The organism is Pirellulales bacterium (assembly GCA_035533075.1).
GTDB lineage: Bacteria > Planctomycetota > Planctomycetia > Pirellulales > JAICIG01 > DASSFG01.
The window spans coordinates 1-24,993 of sequence record DATLUO010000279.1 but is presented as its reverse complement, the minus strand read 5'-3'; the positions used below and the strand labels follow the sequence as shown (position 1 = coordinate 24,993).

Annotated in this window: 17 protein-coding genes, 2 rRNA genes and 1 riboswitch; of the genes, 4 read left to right on the top strand and 15 right to left on the bottom strand. The window is 64.4% G+C overall.

Annotated features, from left to right (window positions below; all coding sequences use genetic code 11):
• Both VNH11_34610 and rrf read left to right on the top strand, forming a co-directional pair.
• Window positions 1–252, top strand: a 23S ribosomal RNA gene (locus VNH11_34610); the annotation flags it as partial.
• A 195-nt stretch (window positions 253–447) separates the two neighbouring features.
• Window positions 448–555 (top strand): 5S ribosomal RNA (gene rrf, locus VNH11_34605).
• Between the two features lie 193 nt (window positions 556–748).
• Here the strand turns inward: rrf and VNH11_34600 are convergent.
• Window positions 749–1,291: an SMI1/KNR4 family protein gene (locus VNH11_34600; protein ID HVA51525.1), complete on the bottom strand. Its 543-nt coding sequence runs from the start codon at window positions 1,289–1,291 to the stop codon at window positions 749–751.
• Window positions 1,292–1,314: 23 nt separating this feature from the next.
• On the bottom strand, window positions 1,315–1,617 hold the full coding sequence (locus VNH11_34595; GenBank protein HVA51524.1) for a hypothetical protein: 303 nt from the start codon (window positions 1,615–1,617) through the stop codon (window positions 1,315–1,317).
• 180 nt (window positions 1,618–1,797) lie between these two features.
• Here VNH11_34595 and VNH11_34590 point away from each other — a divergent pair, with 180 nt between their 5' ends.
• A complete protein-coding gene (locus tag VNH11_34590) occupies window positions 1,798–2,478 on the top strand; it encodes a Uma2 family endonuclease (GenBank protein ID HVA51523.1) in 681 nt (226 codons plus the stop codon).
• A 6-nt stretch (window positions 2,479–2,484) separates the two neighbouring features.
• On the opposite strand, the gene VNH11_34585 is transcribed toward VNH11_34590, so the two are convergent.
• The 8 genes from VNH11_34585 to VNH11_34550 all read right to left on the bottom strand — a co-directional run bounded on the left by VNH11_34585 (window position 2,485) and on the right by VNH11_34550 (window position 17,258).
• Entirely contained in the window at window positions 2,485–3,222 is a 738-nt protein-coding gene (locus tag VNH11_34585) for a DUF4058 family protein (GenBank protein ID HVA51522.1), read from the bottom strand.
• Window positions 3,223–3,282: 60 nt separating this feature from the next.
• Window positions 3,283–6,888, bottom strand: a complete 3,606-nt coding sequence (gene smc, locus VNH11_34580) for a chromosome segregation protein SMC (GenBank protein ID HVA51521.1) — start codon at window positions 6,886–6,888, stop codon at window positions 3,283–3,285.
• Window positions 6,889–7,037: 149 nt separating this feature from the next.
• Entirely contained in the window at window positions 7,038–8,807 is a 1,770-nt protein-coding gene (locus VNH11_34575; GenBank protein HVA51520.1) for a flagellar basal body P-ring protein FlgI, read from the bottom strand.
• A gap of 161 nt (window positions 8,808–8,968) precedes the next feature.
• Window positions 8,969–10,231 (bottom strand): peptidase T, encoded by a 1,263-nt coding sequence (gene pepT / locus VNH11_34570; protein ID HVA51519.1) that lies wholly within the window; start codon window positions 10,229–10,231, stop codon window positions 8,969–8,971.
• Between the two features lie 25 nt (window positions 10,232–10,256).
• The gene (locus VNH11_34565) at window positions 10,257–13,151 is read right to left on the bottom strand and encodes a M28 family peptidase (GenBank protein HVA51518.1); all 2,895 of its coding nucleotides are present in this window, start codon (window positions 13,149–13,151) and stop codon (window positions 10,257–10,259) included.
• Window positions 13,152–13,302: 151 nt separating this feature from the next.
• Window positions 13,303–14,304, bottom strand: a complete 1,002-nt coding sequence (locus tag VNH11_34560; GenBank protein HVA51517.1) for an NAD-dependent epimerase/dehydratase family protein — start codon at window positions 14,302–14,304, stop codon at window positions 13,303–13,305.
• Between the two features lie 8 nt (window positions 14,305–14,312).
• Entirely contained in the window at window positions 14,313–16,232 is a 1,920-nt protein-coding gene (locus VNH11_34555) for an ATP-dependent DNA helicase RecQ (protein HVA51516.1), read from the bottom strand.
• A gap of 228 nt (window positions 16,233–16,460) precedes the next feature.
• Window positions 16,461–17,258 carry an SDR family oxidoreductase gene (locus tag VNH11_34550; GenBank protein HVA51515.1) on the bottom strand — a complete coding sequence of 266 codons (798 nt, stop codon included), beginning with the start codon at window positions 17,256–17,258 and terminating at the stop codon, window positions 16,461–16,463.
• Window positions 17,259–17,359: 101 nt separating this feature from the next.
• A riboswitch (cobalamin riboswitch) is annotated at window positions 17,360–17,583 on the top strand.
• Window positions 17,584–17,656: 73 nt separating this feature from the next.
• Here VNH11_34550 and VNH11_34545 point away from each other — a divergent pair.
• Window positions 17,657–18,574: a DUF1559 domain-containing protein gene (locus VNH11_34545; GenBank protein ID HVA51514.1), complete on the top strand. Its 918-nt coding sequence runs from the start codon at window positions 17,657–17,659 to the stop codon at window positions 18,572–18,574.
• A 457-nt stretch (window positions 18,575–19,031) separates the two neighbouring features.
• On the opposite strand, the gene VNH11_34540 is transcribed toward VNH11_34545, so the two are convergent.
• The 5 genes from VNH11_34540 to VNH11_34520 all read right to left on the bottom strand — a co-directional run bounded on the left by VNH11_34540 (window position 19,032) and on the right by VNH11_34520 (window position 24,957).
• Window positions 19,032–21,413 (bottom strand): VWA domain-containing protein, encoded by a 2,382-nt coding sequence (locus tag VNH11_34540; GenBank protein HVA51513.1) that lies wholly within the window; start codon window positions 21,411–21,413, stop codon window positions 19,032–19,034.
• 43 nt (window positions 21,414–21,456) lie between these two features.
• The gene (locus tag VNH11_34535) at window positions 21,457–22,551 is read right to left on the bottom strand and encodes a ferredoxin family protein (protein ID HVA51512.1); all 1,095 of its coding nucleotides are present in this window, start codon (window positions 22,549–22,551) and stop codon (window positions 21,457–21,459) included.
• A gap of 47 nt (window positions 22,552–22,598) precedes the next feature.
• Window positions 22,599–22,970, bottom strand: a complete 372-nt coding sequence (locus tag VNH11_34530; GenBank protein HVA51511.1) for a PIN domain-containing protein — start codon at window positions 22,968–22,970, stop codon at window positions 22,599–22,601.
• Window positions 22,971–23,197: 227 nt separating this feature from the next.
• Complete coding sequence (locus tag VNH11_34525; GenBank protein HVA51510.1) at window positions 23,198–23,656, bottom strand: glycine cleavage system protein H; 459 nt, start codon at window positions 23,654–23,656, stop codon at window positions 23,198–23,200.
• Complete coding sequence (locus tag VNH11_34520; GenBank protein ID HVA51509.1) at window positions 23,653–24,957, bottom strand: coproporphyrinogen-III oxidase family protein; 1,305 nt, start codon at window positions 24,955–24,957, stop codon at window positions 23,653–23,655. The genes VNH11_34525 and VNH11_34520 overlap by 4 nt, the downstream gene beginning before the upstream one ends.
• Window positions 24,958–24,993: the final 36 nt, after the last annotated feature.

Here is a 24,993-nt window from a genome sequence, read left to right as displayed (position 1 = left end):
TCTTTAGTACGAGAGGATTTGGAAGGACGTTCCTCTGGTGTGCCAGTTGTCGCGCTAGCGGCACGGCTGGATAGCTAAGAACGGAAAGGATAAACGCTGAAAGCATATAAGCGTGAAGCCCGCTCCAAGATGAGGTTTCGTAGAACCTTCGGGTTCGAAAGTCCCCTGGAAGACGACCAGGTTGATAGGCCGGATGTGTACGTGCAGCAATGCACTGAGCTAACCGGTACTAACGGACGAACGCTTGACCACATTTATCCAACGCTCTTCCAACGAGCGTGGTACTTGTGCCTAGGTAGCCCGCTTGCTCCGCAAGCGGAAAGCCAGTGCGTAGCGCGATTTGTTTCGCCAGCGGCCGTCCGCTTGCGGAGCAATCGGGCTACGTAAGCTGCCACTTGTTTGCCACAACCTTGGCCGGCCGAGGCTTGACCGCCCGGCCGGTCCTTTTCCGGTGACCATACCTGAAAGGCCACACCCGTTTCCATTCCGAACACGGTAGTTAAGCTTTCAGGGCCGATGGTAGTACCCAAAGTGCGAGAGTAGGTGTCGCCGGATTTTGTTCACGCCCCGCGGGCATCCTTAAAGGATGCTCGCGGGGGTTTTTTCGGGTTTTGGGGTGTCCCGGCGCGTCGGGATTTCATCGCGCCTTGCCTTTCGCGGTACCGCCGGCTTGCTCGCATGGTTGGCGCCGCGCCTTGCCCCCGTCCTTTGTTGGGCAGCGTGAGTGTTGGCGGGATTCACGCTGGAATCACTCTGCCCCGCTGTAGAATTTGAAGTTGGGCTCGCCTGTTGCAACCAAGACCGCGAGCACTTCTTCAAGCGCCGCCGAAATGCTCGGCCACGGTCCAATCAAGCCTGTTCCTGGGTTAAACTCCCACACGTCGCCGCGGCTTGCATGAACACACAGGTCGTAGGCGTCCCATGATGCGAACGGCAGTAGCTCCGGGACCCAGTACCCCCACTCTCCTCTTGCAGGCGGAAATACCGGTAGCGAGTCGAGAAGTCCAGTAGAGCCAAAGACGGTGGTGAATTCAACGTGCTTTTCCACGACTTCGGCCGGACTATGGAGGCGATGGCTTCCGAAAAGGCCCGTGATGCCGGGAATAATGTACTCCTGGCCGCCATAGACGTGATATAGCTTACGTAGCTCAGGCGGAACGGGCACCGAAAGCTCGGTCGCGATAACGTCAATGCTGTAATCGTCTGTGGGCGGCAGGAGCTTTTGCGCACAATTCAAGCCGGCTGCCTCGTAGAAACGAATCGCTTCGGCGAGTAATGAATGCAGCTCCATTGAGAAGCTCCGCAATTGCCGCGCTAAGCCTCTCCTGGGTAGTTGCGATCATAGGCGAACGCGGCGCAACGGATACGACATGGCTGGTCCTCGCGTCCTACGCAGATGAAGAAGGGGTGTAGCCCCGTGGCCTCCGAAGCATGGAAAACCGTGACGGGGCTGTTCCCGTCGGCGGCCACCTTCCCGTCGGCGAAGCCAACCCACTGCCCTTCGTATTGTGCGAGAAGCTGGTCGCGGACTACCCAATATTCCGCCTCATTCTTGCGACGTACCGGATGAAGTTGCTTCGCAATCTCCGGTGGTAACTGGTCCGCGATGGGCTTCATGGATTCGATCGCCGGCTAATGCTCGGTTTACGTTCAGCATCCATTTTAGCGGAATGGGCCACTTGTTTACCACAACCTTGGCCGGCCCGGGCCTGGTCGTCTATCGTGCTCCGGCTGAGGCGATCAATGTGCGTTGTCGGGCCACGGCCCGGCGACTAGAATGGAATCTGAGATGGCACTATGGCGATTGTAACCGAACAGCGTGTTCCCCCCTTGGCGGCCGGCGATCATCTGACGCGTGATGAATTCCTGCGCCGTTGGGAAGCCCAACCCGAGGTCAAGCGAGCCGAGTTAATAGCCGGGAGAGTCTACATGCCTTCGCCGGTGTCGGGCGATCACGGACAAATGGACCGCTGGATCAGTGGCTGGCTGGCCGTCTATCAAGCGGCTACGCCGGGCGTTGACGGGGCGAATAACGCCACGTCGCTCATGCTCGAGGACGCGCCGCAACCGGATCTGAGCCTCCTTATCCTGCCCGAATATGGCGGCAATTCCAGCAGGGACGGACTTTACTACCAAGGCGCCCTGGAGTTTGTGGCCGAGGTTTCCGCCACGAGCGCGTCGAATGACCTGCACGACAAATACGACCTTTACCAGTCCGCGGGCGTTCAGGAGTACCTCGTCATCCTGCTGTTCGAAGAAGAAATCCGCTGGCACGAGTTGGTTGACGGCCGCTACCGCGTTTTTCCGCCCGACGCCGATGGGCTATGGCGCTCGCGGGTCTTTCCCGGCCTCTGGCTCGACGGCAAAGCACTTCTCGCCGGCAATCTGCGACAGGTTCTCGACCGTTTGCAGGATGGCTTGCGCTCCGCCGAGCATGATCGCTTCGTGGCCGACCTGGCTGCGCGGCGGCGAGTGTAGGCGGTCCTAGCCAATGCGGAGAATGCGGCACGTCTCCTCATAGCTCGCTTCCAGTTCAAGGGGCACAGCAAGGTTGTCGGCCAGCCACAGCGGCAGTGTCGGCAGCGGCTGACCGAGGGCGAAAGCGTGTGCCCACATTTCCAATCGCGGCACGTCGCGCTCGCGCCGCGAGCGGCAGACTGCGGCATAGAGCGGCGGCGGCTCGGGCGCCGGCGACGGTTCAGTATGACCGATCAGTTCGAGCAGGTCGGCGTACAGGTTGAAACGCCGCGTCGTCACCAGATCGACAATGGCGATACAAACGCCCTGAGCCAGCAACGTGGCGCACTTCGCGACGAACATCCGCCGGTGCGCGGGCCGGTCCTTGTTCGCCGGGCTGACGATCTCCACCGCAGCCACCAGGCGGCGATCGTCCGTGGTGTCGTAGACGAGCACTTCGTACTCATACTGGTCCGGAAAGTCGGTGGTGACGACCAGGGTCGGCTGGGGCGGCGCCCAGACCGCGGTTGCGACGCCGCCTTCCGCGGCGCTGGCCTCCAGCCCCAAGCCGGAAGGCACGTGCTCTTCGAAAGATGCAACGTCGATCTCATAGAAAGCCCCGAGGCGGACCCGCGGCTCGGCGACATAGGGGGGCGGCAGTTTGCGAACCAATGCCATGACGATCATGGTGGGCCATGCGCCGTGAAAGCCTTCCCACGATCTTCTCTTGTTGACCGGCGGGTGAAAGTGGTCGCGCAGTGGCATGTCAATCCTCCCTTGTCCATTGTAGCCAGAATCGCGTTTTAGCGGAGTTAAACCGGCGCCTTACGCCGATTCGCGCATGCGGGCGGCCGCGGTGCGGATTTGCCCGTCTTCGCTCACGTCTTCAAACCGCACCGACACCCGCTTCGACACGCCCGACTCTTCCATCGTCACCCCATACAGCGTGCCGGCGCAGGTCATCGTCTTTTTGGAATGAGTGATGACGATGAACTGCGTCCAGGCCAAGAACTCCTTGAGCACGCCGACGAACCGCTCGATGTTGGCCTCGTCCAAGGCCGCATCGACCTCGTCCAGCACGCAAAACGGACTCGGCCGGTATTGAAAGATCGCCAACAACAAGGCCACGCAGGTCAGCGTTTTTTCGCCGCCGCTGAGCAGCGAGATGCTGCGCAGCTCTTTGCCGGGCGGCCGGGCCACGATCTCAACGCCGCCGTCCAGCACATCCACGCCCTCTTCCAGCACCACGTCGGCCTGTCCGCCACCGAACAGTTTCCGGAACAGCGACTGAAAATTGCCCGTGACGGTTTGCAAGGTCTCGATAAACAAGCGACGGCTGTCCGCGTTGATGCTGTTGATGATTTGCAGCAGCGACTCCTTGGCCTGCGTAAGATCCTGGAACTGGGCGGAAAGGTCGGCGTGCCGCGCCTCCAATTCTTCCAACTCCGCCAGTGCGTCGAGGTTCACCGTGCCGATATGGTTGATCTTGCGCCGCAGCTCGGCGATTTCCTGTTCGATCTCATCGCGCCGGCGTTCCGCTTCGGGCGAAACGTCGGCCTCCGTCTCCGCCAGGTCGATCTGGTAGTCGTCCTTCAGGCGCGCGGCCAAGGTGTTGCGTTCGTGGCGCACTTCGTTGGCGGCCAGGTCTTGGGCATGGCGCTGCTGCTCCAAGGTGCGGGCCAGCGTTTGCGAGGTCTGAGCGGCGGCCTGCAGCTCGCCGCGCAGGTTTCGCTGCCGCTCGTGCCCGGCAACCAGCTCGGCGGCTTCGGCGGAAAGCGACTCTCGCAGCAGGTAGAGGCCGGCCAGGTCGCTTTCGGCAGCCAGCAGGTTGTCTTCGGTTTGGCGTCGGCCCTGGCGGCTGCGGACCAATTGTTGCCGGCAGTCGTCGACGCTGCGGCGGCGATCGAGCTGATCTCGCCGCAATTGGCTCAAGTGGGTGCTCAGGCCGGCCAGACGCTCTTCGCACTTGGCCAGCTCCACCTTGGCCGCGGTCACGCGCCGTTGCCCTTGCTGAAGTCGGCTGTCGGCTTGCCGCAGCCGTTCGCGCGTCGCCTGCGATACGCTCTCCAGATCGGACAGCCGCCGCTTCTCCTCGTCGAGCCGGGCGCGGGCCGCCGCCAACGCTTCCTCCGCCGACCGGGCCGCGTGTTCTTCGTGACCGACCTCCGCCACCAAGCGAGCGAGCTGCTCGGCCAACTGCGATCGCCGGGCGTCCACGGCGTTGAAGTGCAGACGATGGCCGTTCAAGGTCTCGACGGCACGCTGGTGCGCGGCGGCCAGTTCGCGCTCGTCGCGGGCCAACTCGGCCAGGCGCGTCTCGACCTCGTCGACCCGCGCCTGGGCCGCCGCAGTCCGCGTCTCCAAGGCGGCGGTCTGGCCGTGTAGCGCGCGCAACTCGCTGCGGCGTGAGATCAATCCGGCGGCCGCCAGTTTTGGGCCGATGGAGAGACTTCCCTCCGACGTCCACACCTCGCCGGTCAATGTGGCAAAGCTCAGTCCGCGCGGCGCTCTCTGCGACAAACGCAGAGCATCCGCCAAGGTGTCGACGATCCATGTTTGCCCCAACAGCCGCTGGACCAGTCGGGCCAGATCGGCGGGCGCCTCGATAAGCTGGTCGGCGCGCCCCTGCACGCCGGCGGCCCCGCGAAAGTCGTCGGAGACCGGCACTTCGCCCTCGGCCAGCCATACAAAGGCGATCCGGCTGGGCAGCCGCGTCGACGACTGCTGCGCCCAATCGAGAAACGGCCCGTTGGGTTCCACGACAAAGGCCTGGGCTTTTTCGCCCAAGGCGGCTTCGATGGCCGGCGCCAGTTCCACCGGCACGCGGAGCAAATCGGCGACGATGCCGCGCACGGATTGCAGGGGGCCGTCCTGCTGTTCGCGTAGCGCGGCCAACACCGCCTTGGCCCCCGCGCCCAGCCCTTCTTGACGGGCCTCGAATTCTTCGAGGAGGGCCGCCCGCTCGGTGGCGGCGGCTTGCCGCTCGCGCAGTTGCGAGAGCTCGAGCGCCGCCGCCTTGTGCTCGCTTTGCAATTCGAGCAACGCTTGCTGCGCGGCCAGCCAGGCTTCGTGCTGCCGTTCCGCCGACGCGGCGTGCTGCGTTTCCAGATCGGCGAGCTTGGCGAGCTCAGCTTCGGTTTCGGCCTGCACTTGTTGAAGCTCGGCCAGCGCTTCGGCATGTCGCGCCGCGGTGAGTCGGGCGGAATCGCGCCGAGCCGTGAGCGAGGCCGCTTCCGCGTCGGCTGCGGCGACGGCGCGCGTGGCCTCCAGCGATGCCGCCCGGCTTGCTTCGAATTCCGCCCGGAGTTCCCGGAAGGCTTCGTCGCCGGCCGACAGATCGTGTTCGGCCTCGGCCAGCGATTGGCGACGTTCGCTTTGCTCGCGCTGTGCCTGCTCGACCGCGGCGATACTTTCCGACAGGTGCTGCTCGAAATCGCCGGCCCGCACGCGCAGGGCGGCGAGCTGTCGCAGCAAACGGGTCTCTTCGGCGTCGGCTTCGTGCAGGCGGGCCCGCTGATCGTCCAGCAGGGCCTCGCGCGCGGCGGTCCGCTCGCGGTTGTCGGCCGACCGCCCGTCGCACGCTCGCTGCCGGGCGAGCGTCTGCGACATCTCGGCGTCGACGGCCAAGGCGCGGCTTTCGAGCTGCTCGGCTTCGGCCAAGGCGGCGTCGCGCTGGGCGGCCAGCGCGGCCAGCTCGCCGTCGAGCTCCGCCAGACGCTGCCCCAGCCGCCGCCAATCGGCCTGCGCCGTCTGCGTGCGCAACTGCTGCAGTCGGTCGGCGTATTCTTTGTATCGGCGTGCCTTCGTGGCCTGCAGGCGCACGCTGCGCAGGCGGTTGCCGACCTCGTCGACGATGTCCGACAGCCGCAGCAGGTTTTGATCGACGCGTTCCAACCGCCGCAGCGTCTCCAGCTTTTTGGCCTTGAAGCGGCTGATGCCCGCCGCTTCTTCGAAGATCGCCCGGCGGTCTTTGGCCGAGGCTTGCAGCAGCACGTCGACCTTGCCCTGCTCGATGACGCTGTAGGCTTCGGTGGCCGCGCCGGTGCCGGCAAACAGGTCGCGGATGTCGCGCAACCGGCAGGGCTGCCGGTTCAGGAGATACTCGGCCTCGCCGCTGCGGTAGACGCGCCGCGTAACGTGGACCTCCGGCGTGTCGAGGCCCAGCCGACGCTCCGCGTTGTCGAACACCAGCGTGGCTTCGGCCGCATTGAGCGGGGGACGGCTGGCCGAGCCGTTGAAGATCACGTCGACCATCTCTTTGCCGCGCAGGCTCTTGACGCTCTGCTCGCCCAGCACCCACTTGATGGCGTCGACGACGTTCGACTTGCCGGAACCGTTGGGGCCGACCACCGCCGTGATGCCGCTGGGAAACTCGAAACGTGTCTTGTCGGCGAAGCTCTTGAAGCCGACGAGTTCCAGCGCTTTCAGCATGGGGCAGAGGGAACGGACTGGGCGAAGATACCTCTGTTCATCTTAGCTGTCCGGCAGGCGAGGCGGTAGGGTTCAGGGTTCAGGGTTCAGGCGTTGGGCGTTGGGCGTTGGGCGTTGGCAGATTTGCAATTTCCTGAACCCTGAACCCTCTAATCAAACCACCCCGTCAGCTTCTCCAGCAACGACGGCTGGCGATCATCGTCGCCGCCATCGTGCGATTTTGCCTTGCGCCGCTCGTCCGCGTCCTTGCCGGGCCGGGCAAACAGCCCCGGCAACGGGTTGGCGATCGTAAACGAGCGTCCGTCGTCCTCGTCATCGTCGCGCGGCTTGCGGTCGTAGGTGCGGCCTCCGGCGGGCAAGGCGTCGATCTCAAAGCGGCTGTCCAGGGCGTGCCGCGATTTGGCTTGTTGCAATGCTTGCACGACGTCCGGGTAGTTGCCGCCCAGAGCGACCACCGCCCGAATCACCTCGTCGAGCTTCGTCGAAACGACGCGCTTCTGTTCGTCGCCGATCTCGATGCGGCTGACGGTGATCTCGTTGCCGCCGCGCGAGAAGATTTGGATGTCTTTGCCGGCGTCGAGCATCAACGGCGTGCGCAGCCGCTGGTCGGGGCCGAACAACACGATCTCGGCCCGGAAGCTCCGCGTGACATGGACCATCGGCGGCCCCTTCGTCTGGAGCAGATGATAGCTGAACTGGTCGCTCATGTTTTCGCCCTGCACCAGGGCATCGTGCGGGTTCATGGCCCACAACGCACGGAAAGCGCCGTAGCGGGTCTCCGCACTGGGCGAGTCGAGCAAGTCGCGCAGGGCCTCGTAGGCCGTGTAGTCGTCCATGGCGCTCAGCGCGGTCAGGGCGTAGGCGCGGAAGGCCCGATGGCGCGCCGCTTCGGCCAATGCGGGCACAGCCCCGTTTTCGTCAAGATAGGCCAGCGCCTCGGCCGAATAAAACCGCACCTCCAAGTCATCGGCCGACGCGCCCTTCAGCAGCGGCTTGACGCCCTCGTTGCCGATCGCCTCCAGCCGGATGGCGGCGGTCGCCGCCGTGATGGGGTCGAGCAACTGCCGCTCCAACAACGCCAGCCGGGCTAGACGTTGCGAGGGGTTCTCCCTCAGCGGCAGCGCGCGGATCACGCGCATGTACCGCTCGACGTTGTCCTTGTAACGCGGATGAACGGCCAGCTCCACGTACTTGTCGGTCTCGGGCTCGGCCACCCCGCGCTTGACGCCCGCATCGAACGAGTGAAACCGCTGATTGATGGCATTGCCGATCTGGGCGCTCGTCAGCACGTGCTGGTGCTTGGGCTGGATGGCCAGGCCCAGCTTGCGCGACTCCGCGGACACGCCGCCGCCGAGCACGCGTCCGCGGGTGAGTTTCAGCCGGTCGCGCTCGCCCTCGGCCGACGGATCGACCAGTACCGCGCCCTCGGCCAGGGCCAGCACCTTGCCTTCCAGGATTTGGTTTTTCACTTCGGCGAACTGCCGCAGACGCGTTTCCATGAGCCAGCCGCCGCGCAGACTGGTACACTCGCTACGGGTGGGCACTCGCATCTCGACGTCGAAATGGTCGCCCTTCTGAATGCCCGGCCGCAGGTAGGCGTGGACCAGCACCAACTCGGTCTCTTTCGAGGCCAGTACCTGGTTGGGATAGGCGACGCCGCGCTTCTCCATCTCGTCGAGCAAGGCCGCGCGTTGCGGCGAGGTGGGGACATCGCTGCCGGTGCCGGGCAGGCCGGTGACCAGCCCGATCGACTCGATGTGCAGCGGATACCCGCCGACGGCCAGCGCATAATCGCTGATCAGCTTGACGCTGGTGGCAACCGGATCTTCGCTGTCTTCCGGACTTTGCGAGCGAAGGATGGGCGGCAGCGCGCAGCCGCCGGTGGCCAGGCCCGCGGTCGCCAGTCCGGCGGAGGTCACGGCGGCCAGGCGTAGAAATCGACGTCGGTCGGATCGCAGGGGCTTGGAGAAAAGCCACGTCCAGGTCGGTTTCATGATATGCAAGAAGAGATGAGGATTGGGGGCCGGACAATAACCGCTTGCCCACGGGCGGTCAAGAGAACTTTCGTGTAGGCGGCACCCTACTTCACAGTGCCTGATCGCTCCGCCCAGACCCTGGCAATCATCGCCACCACCTCGACCGCCGCGGCCATCTCTTCCAGGCAGGTCCACTCCAACGGCGAATGCGGGTTGTGCTCGCCGGAGGAGAGATTCGGCGTGGCAAGGCCCAACTCGGTGAGTCGCGAGCCGTCAGTGCCTCCGCGAACGATCGTCCGATGGGGCTGCCGGCCTAACCGGCGGTGCGCTTCTTCGGCGTAGGCCACGGCCCGCGGCTCGCGGGCCAGGCCGTCGGCCATATTGCGATATTGGGGCGCCACCGCCATATCGACCTGGCAGCCCGGCCAGGCGGCGCGGGTTGCGGCCACGACATCGTGAATGACCTTTGCCTGGCCGGCCAACTTGCGGGTCTCGAAATCGCGCAGCAAAACCTTGAGCCGCACCTCGGCCACGCCGCCGTCAATGGCGTAGGGGTGCAAAAAGCCTTGGCGTCCGTCGGTCATTTCGGGCGACAGGTCGCGCGGCAACCGCGACAGAAAATCGGCCACGACGCGCACGGCGTTGACCATTCGCCCCTTGCCAATGGAGGGGTGAATGTTGACGCCGCGGACCGTGACTGTGGCCAGGTCGGCGGAGAATGTTTCGACATCGATCTCGTTGGTGCCCGAACCGTCGAGCGTGTAGCAGACGGCGGCGGCGAGCTTCTTCAGGTCGACGTAATCGACGCCATGGCCGATCTCTTCGTCGCAGGTAAACAGCACGCGGACGGGTCCGCGCTCGATCTCAGGATGTTCCGCCAACCAGGCGATGGCTTCCATGATGACCGCCAGCCCGGCTTTGTCGTCGGCACCCAGCAGCGTCGTGCCGTCGCTGGTGATGATCGTGCAGCCGATAAGTTCTTTCAACTCCGGGTTGTCGGTCACGCGGATGACTTTGCTGGAATCGCCCGGCAGAACGAGTTCGCGGCCGTCGTAGTTTCGCCAGGCCTGCGGCTTGACGTGGGCGCCGGTCGTTTCCGGCGAGGTATCGACATGGGCATTGAAGGCAATCACCGGCAACTCGCCGCGGCAGGTTGCCGGCAGCGTGGCCATGACGATGCCGAACTGGTCTTGGTCGGCGTCAGCGAGTCCGATTGCCCGGAGCTCGTCGGCCAACATTCGGCCAAGCACGAGTTGGCCCGGAGAACTCGGGTAGCCGGTCGAGCCGTCGCCCGCGGTGGTATCGATTTGGACGTAACGCAGAAAGCGTTCGAGTAATCGGTCCGAATTTATCACGGTTGTAGACATGTTGCGTCTGCCTGTAGGGTTTTTCTTATTTGTCCGTCGCCGCCCGTGCCACCGACTCAATCGCGATGGCCGCCACCGCGGCCCCGTAGTCGAGGTCGATGTTCTCCATCGTGTCGTGCGTGTCGTGATAGCCCTTGCGATTGATGTCGTAGTTCTCCATGAACAACACCACCGGCACGCCGGTGTCGGAGAAAATCTGCCCGTCCGTGTTGTAGAGCGTGCTGCGGGGGTCGATGATCGGCCGCACCTCGCCGTGTAAGTGCGGATGCAGTGCGATGTCCGGCATCGAGCGGCCGTCGGCGCTGCGGCGGCCGCGCTTCGCGTGCCGGCGGTCGGGCCGCTGGTTCCACTTGGGCCGAAGCTGATTCCATGTGCGATTCGCCAGGTGCGCCTGATAGGCCAGCCACAGCGATTCGCGGCTCGTGCCCGGGCAGAGCTGAAACACGTCGCGGTCGCGGTCGTTGTTGTGGGCCACCATGTCCAGCACGTAGACGCCCTCCACCCGCGTGCGCGACAGATCGCGGCGACGGCCGTTTTCGAGGTGCAGCTCCAACGTCCCTTCCACCAGGCACTGGCAGAGATGCCGGGCACCAAGGCAGTCGGCTGGAAACTCTTCGCCCGTGAGGTGGACCAGCCAGATGTCACAGTCGAGTTTTCCGGCCCGGCTGAGGTCCATGAAGATCGGCGCGCCGAGCATCAAGGCGGCGGTGGCCGAATGATTGTCGTCGGCGCCGGCGGCGGCCAACCGCGGACCGTGCCCACCGTGGGCATAGCCGTAAACGTCTTCCATATAAGCGGTGTCGTAATGATCGGCCATGATCACGGCCCGTTTGCGATCGCGGCCGGGGATGACCACCAACAAGTCTCGCTCGCGCAGCACTTGCTGCTGGTTGTTCAACCAACCGCCCATCCAGTTGAAATCGAAATCGGTCCGCCACTGAAACGGCAGCTCGCCCGCCAGCGCCTTGCCCGTCATCTCCTTGCGGCGGATGAGACGGCGATAGTAGTCCAACAGGAAATCGCCGAGCTGGTCGAGATCGCGGTGGTCATGTTTCAGGCGCGGCTGGGTCTTTTGGTCGAGCACGCAGTCGGCGTTGTCTTTATTGATGTATTCACCGGTCGCGAGTTGCGAGATTGTGCGCCAATAGGCCGACTCGAACGAGCGACGCGCCGTGCGTTGAAATGTCAACGTTTCTGGCCGACCGTCTTCGTTCGATGCTGCCAGACAACCGCGCAACGTGTCGGCCAGCACCGCGCCGGCCTCGGCATTACTGGCCCGGCCGGGCAGTGCGTCGAGCCATTGGTCGAGGCTTTCTTCCTTGGGCAAGGTGAGCAGTTGCCGGGCAAAGCTGCGCGCCAGCGGCCGCTTGTCGAGCAGCTCCCAGGCGTCGAGCAGCTTGCGGACGTTGATCGCCGTGACGCGATAATGGTGGTCGTGGTTGTGAGCGAAAAGCTTGATCGCTTGCCTATGCGGCCCGCGGGCCAAGAGCCGCGGCCAAAGCTCGACGGGCCGATCGGGCCGCGGCCGATCCGCGTCGTAGGCGGTGAGATAACCGAGCGGCCCGTCGTCGATCGCCATCGCCTCGCCGTTGGCATCGAAGTAGGCCGCCAGCGGCCGGTGCCAGTAGACTTCGTGCCGGCCGACCCGCATGGCCGGATACTGAAAGCGGTAGCCGAACACGCCGCCCTGTTCCAACCGTTGGGCGGCCTCGGCCAGTTGTTCGCGGCTGGCCTGCGGGCCGTCGACCAGCAGGTGATGATCGCGGGTCCAGACTTGGGCATTGCGGGCCATTGGCTTGCCATACAGCCCGATATCGTCGGCCGCGGCGCTGAACAGCACGTGGGCCACTTTGTCTTCCTGCTGAGTTACCGCCAACTCGTCTTCGTGGCGGTGGACCTTGGCCCAGCGGTGCGTGCGCTGGAACGTGTTCCGAAACGGCCCGTGCTCTCCCAGTTGCGTGCCCGGCCGCGGCTCGTGCATCCAGCCCGATTGCGGCACGCGAATGCCGCCCGGCGCTTCGTGTCGCTGAAACAGGTGCAACAGCGGAATCTGCACCGCGGTCGGCAGCTCATCGGCCAACGACAAGTATTGCTGCGCGCCCCAAAAAACGAGGCTTCCTGGAAACGGCAACAAGTGCAGCTCGCCCGAAAAGTAAGCCTGCCGCACTTTGCCGGGCAAACGGGCGAACGCCTGGAACGTAAGCAGATAACGCACGCCCCGCAGAGATTGTTTGGGTGACCATTGGAATTGCTCCGTCCAGCTCGGCAACGGCTCTTCGCGCCAGGAGGGAACAGGCGGCTCCGTGGGAGCGAAGATACGAAAGCCCGCCTGCCGCAGACCGGCGGCGTCGGCGAGCGGTTCCCCATAGGCGCCGGCCAGCAAGCGACTGAAGAAGTCGATGGCCGTCTGCCGCGGAATTTCCTTGCGGGGCCCCGTGAAGAAGCCCCGCCAGAAAGCGCGTGCCGGCCCTTGTTCGCTGCCGCCGAACAGCGTCCAGCGCACGCGGCCCTTGTCATCTTGCGTGCGGGCCAAAGCCAGCGGCATGAGCAACACATAACGCTCGTGCTCCGGTGCTCCGCCATCGCTGAGCGACGGCGGCCAATAAGGGTTGTCGGCCAGCTTGTTGCGGGCAATGCCGTGCGCTGATTCGCGCCGGCCCAGGTGCCGCATGGTCTTCAGCACGTGTTCCGCCAGATGCTCCAGTCCCGGCGACAGCTCCCACGCTTGTTCGTACTCGGTGATCTGCCAGCCCCAGGGATCGGACTCGTCGAACAGCAGTGGATCGACCCGCCGGCCGTAGGCTTTCTGGCCCAGCCGCGGCGACGGCATGAATTCCGAATAAGCCGGTATCGGATAGTTGCCGGCCCCGATGAACCACGGGTGTCCGGCCACGAGTTTTTTCCATCCTTGCTCTGCCATGATGTCTCCTCATCGTAGCCCGCTTGCTCCGCAAGCGGATGTGATCGACAAACCATTTCGTACCGAACAGTCATCTGCCTTGGACGGCCGTTCCGCTCGCGGAGCGAGCGGGCTACGAGATCGCAAGCGGCCCTCGAAGTTGTAAGCTGCGCTACGGCCCGTGTCCATTGCTTAGCTTGCTCTTCAGCCGTCGCATGCCCTCAGCCGTCGTGACGCGCGGCGCGTAACCGAAATCTCGCCGCGCCCGCTCGATGCTGAAGTAGTGCGACTTGCCAAGCTGCAACGCCAGAAATCGCGTCATCCGCGGTTCTTCGACCTTTCCAAGCGTCGCATAGCCCGCTTCCAGCACCGCGCCGATCGAGTATGCGGCCCGAGTCGAAATCGACCGTTGGACGGCCGGCAATCCGGCCAGTGCCAGAAGCCCGTCGATCCAGTGCCAGCAGTTCACCGGCTCTCCCTGGCTGATGAAATAGGCGCTGCCGGCCACCGGCGAAGCGGGCAACAAGCAGTCGGCCGCTTGCAGGTGAGCCAGAGCGGCGTTTTCGACGAACACCATGTCGATCAGATTTTTGCCGTCGCCGACGCGGATGAGTTGCTTCTGCCGTGCCCGGTCGATCACGCGCGGCACGAGCTGCCGGTCGCGCGGTCCCCAGATCAGGTGCGGCCGCAAAGCGCAGGTGAGCAGGCCGTCGCGTCCGTTGGCCGCCAACACTTCTTGCTCGGCCAAAGCCTTGGTGTGCGGATAGTGGCAGAGCCAGCGTTCGGGATACGGCGCGCTTTCGTCGATGCCGCATTGCTCTTGCCCGTCGAAGGTCACGCTGGGGCTGCTGGTGTAAACCAGCTTTTGCACGCCGTGCCGCAGGCAACCGGCAATCACGTGCCGCGTGCCGAGCGTGTTCGTTTCATAGAAGTGCTTCCACGGTCCCCAGATGCCGGCCACCGCGGCGACGTGAAAGACGACGTCGATTCGCTGGCAGGCGGCCGCGGTGGCCTCCGCGTCGCGCACGTCGCCCAAGAGGGTTTCCACGCCCAGGGCCTCCAGTTCCGGCGATGGCCGCCGGCAAAAGGCGCGCACGCAGTCGCCGCGCGCGACGAGCTGCTCGACAAGGTCGAGCCCCAGAAAGCCGCTGGCCCCGGTGACAAGAGCATGCATCGGAGGCCCTATTTTACAGCCCGCTCCAACACCTTGGCGAACGGTACGTCGGCGAAGGCGCCGAAAAGCGGATTGCCGCCGAGCCGCGCGGCGCTGAGCCGCGGTGACGTCAGGCCGCAAAGGAAACGGGCCAAAGCGCGCGGCTCGCCCAGCACGTCGTGTTTCTCAGCGGCCAACGCCTGGGCACGCCGCCAGGTCGCGTCGTCGATCGCCCGTTGCGGCCGCGGCAGCAATCGCGTCGGCTGGCCTCCGTTGGTACACCAGGAGCAGTGGCCGCACGGCTTCGCCAGCCGCTCGCCGAAATGCCCGGCCAACAACGCCACCTGGCAGCCGTCGTGGCCGGCCAACGACAACACCGCTTGCAACCGCTCGATCTCGCGCTGCTCGCGCTCCGTCAAGCGGCGGAAAAGATCGTCGGCCAACGCCTCCAGATCGCCGGGCTTCTTCAGCAAGCGGTAGGTCTGCCGCACTCCCTCGGCCTTGAGCTCGACCAGCCGCTGCTCGGCGAGGTAGTCGAAGGCCCGCACGATGCGGTCGCGCGGCTGCTGGATGACGTCAGCCGTCTTGTCGAGATCGATGTGGAACCACGTCCGGGCCTTCTCGGTGTGCCTGAGCACGCTGGCCAGAAACTCGCGTCGCTCCCCCTCGAACCGCGACAGCATCTCTTGCGACGAGACCAGCGGCTGAAAGCTGTAGCGCGAGTAAAATGGCGTGCCCGCTTCGAGATAGCCGTCGAGTTCCAGATATGTCAACAGCGTCTGCACCACCAGCGGCCGGATATCGTGACGGCTGGCGCACTCGTAGGTCGAGATGTCGAAGTCGCCCGCGTTGGCGAACACGTCGCCGAGCAGGCCGCGCACGCTGGCCCGCGTGGGTGTATCGCCGTGGGCGAAGTTCTCCAGAGCGCACAGATCGTCAGGGCAGACGAGCAGCTCGCACGTCGATTTCTTGCCGTCGCGGCCTGCCCGGCCGATCTCCTGCGAGTAGTTCTCCAGGCTCTTGGCCAGATTGTAATGGTAGACGTAGCGGATGTCGGCCTTATCGACGCCCATGCCGAAAGCGATCGTGGCCACCACGATCCCGGCCTGCGACTGCATGAACCACTCTTGCACGTGGTCACGCGCGTCGTCTTCCATGCCGGCGTGATACGGCCGGGCCGAGAGGCCCGCGGCGGCCAGACGCTCGGCCACCGCCTCAGCCGTGCGCTGCAGTGTGACATAGACAATCGTCGGTCCCGTCGGAGAGCCTTGCAGCCGCTTGAGCAGCAGGGCGTCGCGCTCGGCCGCCGCGACGGGCGTGGTGACCAGCGTCAGGTTGGGACGATAAAAACCGGTGCGCACGGCGCAGCGCGGCTCGATGGCGAATTCGCGGCAGACGTCGTCGAGCACCTGGGGCGTGGCCGTGGCGGTGAGCGCCAGCACGCGCTCGGCGCGGTAGGTCTTGGCGAAACGGGCCAGCTTCAAGTAGTCGGGCCGGAAGCTGTGGCCCCATTCCGAAATGCAGTGCGCTTCGTCGACCGCGAACAGGCCGATCTTGATGCGGGCCATCGACTCGCGGAACCGCTCGTTGTTGAACCGCTCGGGCGCCACGTAGAGCAGCCGCAGGCTGCCGTCGCGCACCCGCCGCATCACGCTCGACGACTCTTCGGCCGAGAGCGTCGAATCGAGCCGTTCGGCGGCCACGCCGCGGCGCTTCAGCCCGTCGATCTGGTCTTTCATCAGCGCGATCAACGGCGAGACGACGATCGTCAGGCCGGAGATCAGTTGCGCCGGCAATTGATAACACAACGACTTGCCGCCGCCCGTGGGAAAGACTGCGGCGGCCGAGCGGCCGGAGAGCAGGTGGCCGATCACGTCGCTCTGGCCCGGACGGAAATCATCGAAACCGAATTGCTTGCGCAGCAGCTCGCGCGCGGAAGAAAGGTCCATAGCGGAGACTCCATGGGAAAGGTGGCTCGTGCAGCGGTGGCTGGGGCAGAGCCGCGCTCGATCGGTAGTTCCGCGCAACACGCTCCGCCGCGGCGATGCCCCGGTAGCGCCACCACCGGGGCATCGCCGGCCGGCGGCGCGTTTTTCGGGATTACTAGGTCGATCGCGGCCAGCTTCCAGCCACCGAACGCACTTATACCATCCTGCCGGACGAAAGTCATCTTTTTTTCACCAGGCGGTCCAGCCGCCGTCCACGGTGACGACCGAGCCGGTCATGTAGTCGCTGGCCCGCGAGAGCATGAACAGCACGGCGCCCTGATAGTCTTCCGGCTCGGCCATGCGGCCCAGCGGCGTGCGCTCGCAGTAATTGGCCACGAATTCGGGCGACTGGTTGTCGAACACGCCGCCCGGCACCAGGCAATTCACGCGGATGTTCTTGTCGCGCCAGTGGACGGCCAGGTAACGCGTGAGCTGAATGACGCCCGCCTTGGCGGCGCCATAGGCCACCGGAGAATTCACACCGGAAGCTCCGTAAATGCGTGGATCGGCCGACACCAGGCCGTAGGTCGAAGCCAGGTTGACGATGCGTCCGCCGCCGTGGGCAATCATGGACCGGCCAAACGCCTGGCAGGCCAGATGGACGGCCGTGAGATTGGTCTCGAGCACCTTGTCCCAGGCTTCGCGCGGATAATCTTCGACGTTCGACGAATAGAAGCCGGCGCCACGGAACTGGGCCGAGTTGACGAGCATGACGGGCGGTCTAAGATGGTGGGTAATCGTCGCCACGGCTTCGGCAAGTTGTTCTTCGCGTGTGGCATCGATGGCCAGCGGCAGCAGTCGCCGGCCCGTGGCCGCTCGCAGGTCGGCGGCCAGGGCTTCGGCGGCCGCGACGTCGATATCGAGGATGGCCACATCGGCGCCGGCGAAAGCGAGTGCCCGGCAAAGCGCTTTGCCGATGCGGCCCGCCCCGCCGATGACGGCGGCCACTTCGTCGTTGAGGCCGAAGAGACGGTCGAGGAGCGACATGGAACGATTTCTGGCAGCGCGGGGGTTTGGAGTTCAGAGTTCAGTGTGCGGCGTTCAGGTTCGACTGTCGAGCCCGTTGACAGCGAGGCGGGGCTGGGTAAACTCGGGGGGTGATTCAGGGTGTCTCGTGCGCTTGTCGCGCCGCGAGAAGAATAGGGAAAACGGTGCAAATCCGTTGCGGTCCAGCCGCTGTAACCGGGGACGAACGCTGCTTCAAACCACTGTGATCGACTCTGCGGAAAGAACTCCGCCGTGCGACACGGGAAGGCGCAGCCGGTAGAACGATCCGGAAGTCAGAAGACCTGCCCTGGAATCGAATGGGGAACGGCTCTTTCTCGGGAAAGGTGCCACCGGATGCCTGCTTTCTTCGCCGGCGCCGGCCGCGCTCGATCGGTGGTATGGTGAATCGAACCGGATCGGCACGCGCCGGCTTTACGTTGGTGGAGTTGTTGGTCGTCATCGCAGTGATCGGCATCTTGGTCGCGCTGCTGCTGCCGGCCGTGCAAGCCGCGCGAGAGTCGGGCCGCCGCACTCAGTGCGCCAACAATATGAAACAGCTTATGCTCTCGCTGCATCAATTCAACGACCAACGCGGCGAGCTGCCGCCCAGTAATTTCTACCAAATCGTCAACCAACAGACCGGAAACGCCGCCCAAGGCAGCGCTTTCTATGCCCTGTTGCCTTTCTATGAGCAGAGCAACGTGTTCACCCAGTTTACTCAGGACGGACCCAACCGGGGGTATTTGGGAGGCCAGTACTTTCCCCTTGCTCCCATTCATGTCTGCCCGTCCGATCCAACGACCAACAATGGAATTGCCATTCTCGACGGGAAGACCGCCACCTCCAACTACGCGCTAAACCTGGTGTTGTTCGGTGCCCAAGGCACGTTTAATCTGCAGGGGCAATCATCGCCGTATGCCATGGGCAAAATCCCCGACGGCACCTCGAATACGGCGGCCATGGTCGAGGCGTCCGGCTGCTTTCCGGCATACCCGGCGATCGATCCGCAGACCGGCACGGCGGAGAACTTCATGTCGTGGCCTTTTCCGGCCTATCTGAACAGCGCGGGACCCTATTGGCCGAATCCGGATGAATTGCCGGGCCAGCCGAACTATACGGGACTCTTTCCCTTGCCGCAAATCGGCGTCACGCCCACCCTGGCCGATCCGAACCTAAGCCAATGTTATCACCCAGCCTCCATGAACGTCGCCATGGCCGACGGCAGCGTTCGTTCGATCACAACCGGCGTAAGTCAGATGTCGTGGAGCGCCGCCCTGATTCCGGACGACGGGCGGGTTCCGGGGGCGAACTGGTGACGCAACAGCATCCACACCATCCCTTTCGCTGGAGCGTGAGGAAAGCCGTCACCTGGCGACCCTGCGACAGATGTGTCGCATCCGCGCCTGCCGCCAGAGGCGAAACGGGCCGCTGCCACTTCGGCTGCGCGCAGCCGAAGTGCGACGCCTTTGACTTCGGCGGAGAGGGCCGAACTGGGGGGAACCATACGGTCCTGTGCAGCATTCATGCGACACGCGTGTCGCACGGTCGCGGAATAACGGCTTTCCGCTACGCGGCAGTTTGGCCGCGCGCGGCCAAAGTGACGTCGGCCCGTTTAGTCTCCGGCAGCAGATGCCGATAGGAGACGGCGCCAACAGCTTTCCTCTCGCTCCCGCGAAAGGGCTACGGTCGACAAATGCGTCGCGCGCGACGCTTTTGCCGCCCACGCCCGGCGGCACGTGCCGACGCGACACGCGTGTCGCAGGCCGCGCGTGATCACAGCATCCCGCGGGCCTTTCGTAAGACCCATTCGCCGATCAACAGCGTGAGAAAGATCACCATCAGCAGCCAGTGGTTCCACAGCGGCAGCGGTGGCAAGGGGTCGGTCTTGACCTGCCTCCCTTGCGGCAAGTCTTTCAGCAACCGCTCCGCCGTGGCGAGGGTGTACGACCGGCCGCGCGTTTCCGAGCTGGCGCGGCGCAGCGCGGCCACGTCGGTTTGCAGTCGGGCACGCTCGCCCGGCGGAGCGACGACGCGAAAGTCGGTCGCCGGCGCGTCGCCCGGCAAGGTCGGCGTGGCAACCCATACGTGATAGGCGCCGTCGGCCGGGCGGCTGACGAGCCCCTCGAACACCCCGCGATTGCCGGCGTTGCGGTGCAACACGAGCCGCTCGTTCTTCTCTCCCTCGCGCTCCACGATCACGGTCACGCCGTCGTCGTCGGCCGGCGCCTGGCGGTCGTCGAAAAACCGCACCCGCAGCCGGACGTTCTCGCCGCGGCGATATTCGCGGCGGTCGGCCGTAAGCTCGGCCGAGCGGTCTTTGCCCAACAGCTTCGAGCGGCTCAGAAAGCGAATGGTCTGCACCCAGTAGCGCGCGAAGTAAACATCGCCCACGCGGAACCGCCAGCGCCACGTTTCGTCGGTGGCATGAAACACCACTTTGCCGGAGCCGACGTAGTGCATCACGATCACCGGCAGGCGCCGGCCGTCGGGACCGGCCCGCAACGGGTGCTCGGCCCAGATGCGCGCCGCCGGCTTCAGCGCGGGGGCGGCGAACAACCAATACAGCGGCGGCAGACGTTGCCAGATTTCCAGTGTCTCCGCCGGGCTGTCGCCAAGCTGCATCGTGGGACCGGCCAGGCCCGCCTCGGTCGGCTGCACCTCGAACGCATCGTTGACGATTTCACCGGGCTCGGTGCCGGCCGGACTTTCGAAGTCGATCGGCAGCAATTCGGCCAGCGGTGAGTCGCGGTAGGCGGCGGGCGTGTACAGCGGCCCGGAAACAAACACCACGCCGCCCCCCTTCTCCTCCACGAAGGCCTTGATGTGCGCCAGCGCCGTGCCGCTCAAAAACGCCGGGTTCACGTCGCCGAAAACGATCACGTCGTACTCGAACAGATCTTCCCGCCGCACCGGAAACACGGCCAGCGCCGTCTCGTCGAGCTGGGCGTATTCCGGGTCGGACTCCTGCAACACCGTGCGCAGTTTCACGGTGCTGTCGCGTTCCAGCAGGTGCTTCAGATAGCGAAACTCAAAGCTTGGGTAGGATTGGGCCAGCAGCACGCGGACCTGCTCTTTTCGCACACTGACGTGCCGCTGCTGGCGATTGTTGTCGCGTTGGTTTTCGTCGTCGACGCGCTCGACTTCGACCAGGTAATCGTATTCGCCCACCTCGGTGGGCCGATACGCCAGCCGGCCGCGGTCCGTTTCGCCATCCTTGCCGAGCGTGACGGTCGTCTCGGCCAGCGGCGCGGGATCGTCTTTGCGGCGCAGCACGACTTTGGCCTGCCGCCCCTCCAGGCCGGTCGACGAAAGCTTGAACTCGAAGTTGACCACGTCGTCGACGAACACCACCTCGTCGACCAGCACGTCGCTCAGTTCCACGTCGCGGACCGGCATTTCGCTTCCCAACGCCACGGTAAACAGCGGCACGCCCTTGCGACGCGCCCGCGCCGCGGCATCGGCCAGCGTGCTCCCGTCGGTGCTGATGCCGTCGGAAAACACCAACACGGCGCTGGGCGGGTTGCCCCGCAAATCGTCGATGACGGCGCCAAGGCCGTCGCCCAGCCGCGTGCTTTCGCCCAGGCTCTCGGCATCGCGGACCACTTTGGCCAGATCGTCGGCGTCGCCGGGCTGAAGTCGAGCGGAGTCGGAGACGAAGTAAAGTTTCAGCTTATAACTGCGGGCCAATGCCTTGAGCAGCGCGGCGTTGTTTTCCAAGAGCAGGCTCTTGCCGATGTTCAACCGCGTGGCCTCGCTCAACCGGGCCTGCTTCAGGTGCCTGGCGACCGTCTCGCGCAGCTTTTCGTCTTCATAACGGTCGACGGTGCCCATGCTGGCCGAATCGTCGACGACCACGACGACATACGCCAGCCCGGTGCGACTGAGCGAGAGCACGTAGTTGGCCAGCATGGCGAGCAGCAATGCGACGAGCGTCAGCCGCAGACCGGCCAGCATCCAGCGATAGAGTTTGCCCGCCGGCGCCGCCTCTCGCTGATACCACAAAACGGTCCAGGCTGCGGCCGCCAGCAGGAACAGCAGAGTGGCCCAGGCGGCCCACGGCCAGGCATAGTCGAGCGACCAGGCGGTGCCTTCTCCGGAACCGGCGGCCGGAACGCCCAGCCACCGTTCCAGCCAGGTTGGCAATGTTCCGCTCATGCGGTCCAACCTACTTCATTTGCGCGGCCGGCGACAGAGTGAGCTAAAGATCCAAGTCGAGCTGGTCCATCAAACGGTCCAGCTCGTCCTTGGGACCGTCGTCCTTTTCGGGCTGACGCTTGGGGATGCCGATGGTCATGCCGACCGCCTCCTTACCGGCCGCGACCAACTCGACGTCGCGCTCCAGCACGGCCACTTGCAAGGCGTCCGGGGCGCCGAACAACTTGGAGAGGTCGATCTTCAGTCCGCCCGCCTCGCCGTTGGCACTGCCGGCAATCGCCGGCGACTTGTGCTGCGGGAAGATAATGGCGTTCTCCGGGCAAACGCGGCTGCACGCCGGGCAGCCCTTGCGGCAGTTGTCGGGCTGCTCCACCAGGATCGCCTCGGCCGACGAAATGCCATACACGCCGAACAGGCAGAAATCGAGGCACTCCAGACAGTTCGTGCAACGGCTGTAGTCGATCACCGGATACCAGCGACGGGCGGTCGGTTCGTCGATGCGGACGGGGGTTGGTGGCTCGGGGTCGGGGATTGGGGGTGGGGAGGCAGCGGCAGAACCTACCGGTGGCTTTCCGTTCCCGTTGCCGTTGCCGGAGTGCAGATAGCGATCGAGTTGTTCGGGCTTGGGAGCGCCTTTGATCCAACCCATCAGGTCGATGCCGACCGTCTGCACCGACGTTTCGGCCGTGATGCGGCGGACCTCTTCCATGAAGGTGGCCGCCTCGTTGCCTGCCCGCAGGTCGATGCAGTAGATGGTGCGGTCGGGCATGGGCCGATCGTCGGCCACGCGGTGCGTCTCGTCGCCGGCCTCTTCGTCGATTTCATCCTCATCGCTTTCGTCCTCCTCAGCCACGAGCAGGCTGGTGCCGACGCGGCCGTGGATGCCGTTGCGGTCAAGCGTCCAATGGGCGGCCCGGGGAAAGAGCCAGCTCAACACGACCATGTTGCCCGTGATGCTTTGCAGACAGAGCATGCCGGTGCCGTCGGGCGGCAGGTCGTACAAGTGCGGAATCACGGTCACCTCGACGCCCCGCTCGAAGAGCAGCCCGGCGACGATGTCTTCTTCCAGCTTCCGTTTGACCGGGTTGGCGCTCTGGCCCTGAGAGATGACGACGGTGAGTTTATTGGGCATTGCCATCTGGTCTCCTTGGTCAGTTTCCCAGCAGGATGCGAAATCCGGCTTGTTCAAAGTGGTGATCCGAAGTCAGGGCGTCCGTCAATCCTTCGCGGTCCATCACGTTGAATGAAATGCAGTCGGTTCATCGACCAGTGCTTGTCCTGCCGCTGGTGATAAAGTTGGAGGCCCGATTCAAAATCTTCATGGTCGGCATTGAAGATACCGAATCGTGGATCGATCAACAGATCAGCCACCAGCGGCTCAAATCGTTCACGGCCGAGTCGACGTGACAAATAATTGCCGACTTCAACAAGCACCCAGTCGGTCGTGACGATGTCAATACCCTCGCGGGCCATGTAATGATGGGCGTCGGCATGAACGAGGTCTTCGACGTTCATGAGCGCAATGAAAAATGATGTGTCTGCGAATAGCGGTTTCACTCATCAGGTTCTCCATAAAGCTCCTGGTCGATCCGCCGCGACGCGTCGCGGCCTAGTTTTAACGTCCCCGAATGCCTGAGCGCGGGTCGGTCCTTGCGCGGCGCTGGTTCAACATCTGCATCCACAACGCTGACCACCACCGCGGCGCCCTCGGGCAAGATTGCTTGGGCATCCAGTACGATTACTCCGTTACGAACATGTCCGCGAACCGTCACTTTATTTCCTCCTCATTCTTCGTTGATCTGCCCCTTGATCGTCCGTTGGGCGACGGCCCAGCTCGTTTCAAGGTGGGCCAGGTACTCTTCAGGCGACAGCAGCGACTCGCCGCTACCCGCCATTTCGAACAGCCAGCCCTCGCCGTAGTTGTCTACGTTAATGCCGGAGGGGTCCGACAGCAAGCGTTCGTTGAAGCGGACCAGCCGGCCCGCCATGGGAGCATACAGATCGCTTTCAGCCTTGGAGCTTTCAATGGCCCCGATCGCTTGCCGCTCGGCCAGCGGCGTTTCGGCGTCGACCGACCACTCCAGGAAGTAGACATCTTGCAGCAGCCGCACGGCATAAGCCGAAAAACCGAAGCGGACCGTGCCTTCCCGCGGTTGTGCCCATAGATGGTTCTTGGCGTACTGCCGATCGGCCGGAATCCGCGCTGGGAATTTGCCCATCAGGAAGGTCAAATCCGCGCTCACGTATATCGCACTCCCTGGTGCTCCGGTTCGAAAAAGGCGGGCAGCAGGCTGTCGACGCGCAACAGACCCTCGCGCGAGAGCGTGACGCGGTCGCCGTCGATCGACAGATAACCGTCGCCAATGTACTCCTGCCAGGCATCCCGCCATTCGTCCAGAACCTCCACGCCGAATTTGTCGCGGAAATAGCCGGCGTCGATCTCGCCCGTCTTGAGCTGCAAAATCATCTCGCGCACCAGCAACTGGTGCGGCGTCGGCCGCATGCCGCGATACAACGGCAGCTCGCCGCCCTCCAGCGACTCCAGGTAGCTGCCCCACTCGGTCAGGTTCTGGTAGTGGACGCCGGAGGCATGCCCGAAACTCGCCACGCCGGTGGCCAGCAGGTCGCTGCCACGCCAGAGGTTGTCGCGATAGCTGAAGTTGACTTTGCTCTTGTCCTTCACCAGCGTATAGGCGCTGGAAATCTTGTAGCCCGCGGCCAGCAATTCGTCGTAGGCATAGCTCTGCCAGGCCCGCTTGGTGGGCCAGTCGGCCACGGGCGTCTCGATCTGGTGGCCCAGAATGTCGCGCGAATAAACCGTGTTGAACGGCAGTTCCATCTGGTAGATCGTCACACTGTCGGGTTCAAGCTCGATCGTGCGGCGGAGGTTGTCTCGCCAATTGTCCCACGTCTCGCCGACCATGCCGCTGATCAGGTCGATGTTTACGTTGGGGAATTCCAGTGCCTTGATCCAGTCCCAGGCTTTGTAAATCTCGGCCGACAGATGTGCCCGACCGTTCTCTTCCAGAATGGCGTCGCTGAAGTTCTCCACGCCCAGGCTCAGCCGCGTGACGCCCAGCTCTTTGAGCGTCGCCAGCTTAGGCTGCGAAAGCGTGCCGGGTTCGCATTCGAAGGTCACCTCTTCGGCGTGATCCCAGTTGATGTTGGCCCGCAGCCGGTCGACCAGCGACGTGAGCTGCCGCCCGCTGAGAAACGAGGGCGTGCCGCCGCCGAAATAGACAAAGCGGAAGGGCCGCCCGCCCATCACCGGCAGCCGGCTGACCAGCTCGATTTCGCGCGACAGGGCCGAGACATAGCGTTCGACGTCGCCGCCGTTTTTGTCGGTGTAGACGCGGAAATAGCAGAACTTGCACCGCTTGCGGCAGAACGGAATGTGCAGGTACAGGCCCAGCGGGACGTCGCGCGGCGGACTCTCCAACGCCTGGCGAGCGTCGGGCAAGGCCTCCGCCGACCATTGCGAGAACGGCGGGTAATTGGCGACGAAGTAGCTGCCGACTTCGGTTTTGGTGGCTTCAGTGGTCATGCAGGTATCTTACCCTGACTGATCGTCTTCGACGAG

Excerpts from the sequence above, each read along its gene's own strand:
- VNH11_34600 (HVA51525.1), bottom strand. The coding sequence starts at position 1,291 with ATGGAGCTGCATTCATTACTCGCCGAAGCGATTCGTTTCTACGAGGCA.
- VNH11_34540 (HVA51513.1), bottom strand. The coding sequence starts at position 21,413 with ATGAGCGGAACATTGCCAACCTGGCTGGAACGGTGGCTGGGCGTTCCG.
- VNH11_34535 (HVA51512.1), bottom strand. The coding sequence starts at position 22,551 with ATGGCAATGCCCAATAAACTCACCGTCGTCATCTCTCAGGGCCAGAGC.
- pepT (HVA51519.1), bottom strand. The coding sequence starts at position 10,231 with ATGTCTACAACCGTGATAAATTCGGACCGATTACTCGAACGCTTTCTG.
- VNH11_34590 (HVA51523.1), top strand. The coding sequence starts at position 1,798 with ATGGCGATTGTAACCGAACAGCGTGTTCCCCCCTTGGCGGCCGGCGAT.
- VNH11_34585 (HVA51522.1), bottom strand. The coding sequence starts at position 3,222 with ATGCCACTGCGCGACCACTTTCACCCGCCGGTCAACAAGAGAAGATCG.
- VNH11_34565 (HVA51518.1), bottom strand. The coding sequence starts at position 13,151 with ATGGCAGAGCAAGGATGGAAAAAACTCGTGGCCGGACACCCGTGGTTC.
- VNH11_34550 (HVA51515.1), bottom strand. The coding sequence starts at position 17,258 with ATGTCGCTCCTCGACCGTCTCTTCGGCCTCAACGACGAAGTGGCCGCC.
- smc (HVA51521.1), bottom strand. The coding sequence starts at position 6,888 with ATGCTGAAAGCGCTGGAACTCGTCGGCTTCAAGAGCTTCGCCGACAAG.
- VNH11_34520 (HVA51509.1), bottom strand. The coding sequence starts at position 24,957 with ATGACCACTGAAGCCACCAAAACCGAAGTCGGCAGCTACTTCGTCGCC.
- VNH11_34595 (HVA51524.1), bottom strand. The coding sequence starts at position 1,617 with ATGAAGCCCATCGCGGACCAGTTACCACCGGAGATTGCGAAGCAACTT.
- VNH11_34555 (HVA51516.1), bottom strand. The coding sequence starts at position 16,232 with ATGGACCTTTCTTCCGCGCGCGAGCTGCTGCGCAAGCAATTCGGTTTC.
- VNH11_34560 (HVA51517.1), bottom strand. The coding sequence starts at position 14,304 with ATGCATGCTCTTGTCACCGGGGCCAGCGGCTTTCTGGGGCTCGACCTT.
- VNH11_34545 (HVA51514.1), top strand. The coding sequence starts at position 17,657 with ATGGTGAATCGAACCGGATCGGCACGCGCCGGCTTTACGTTGGTGGAG.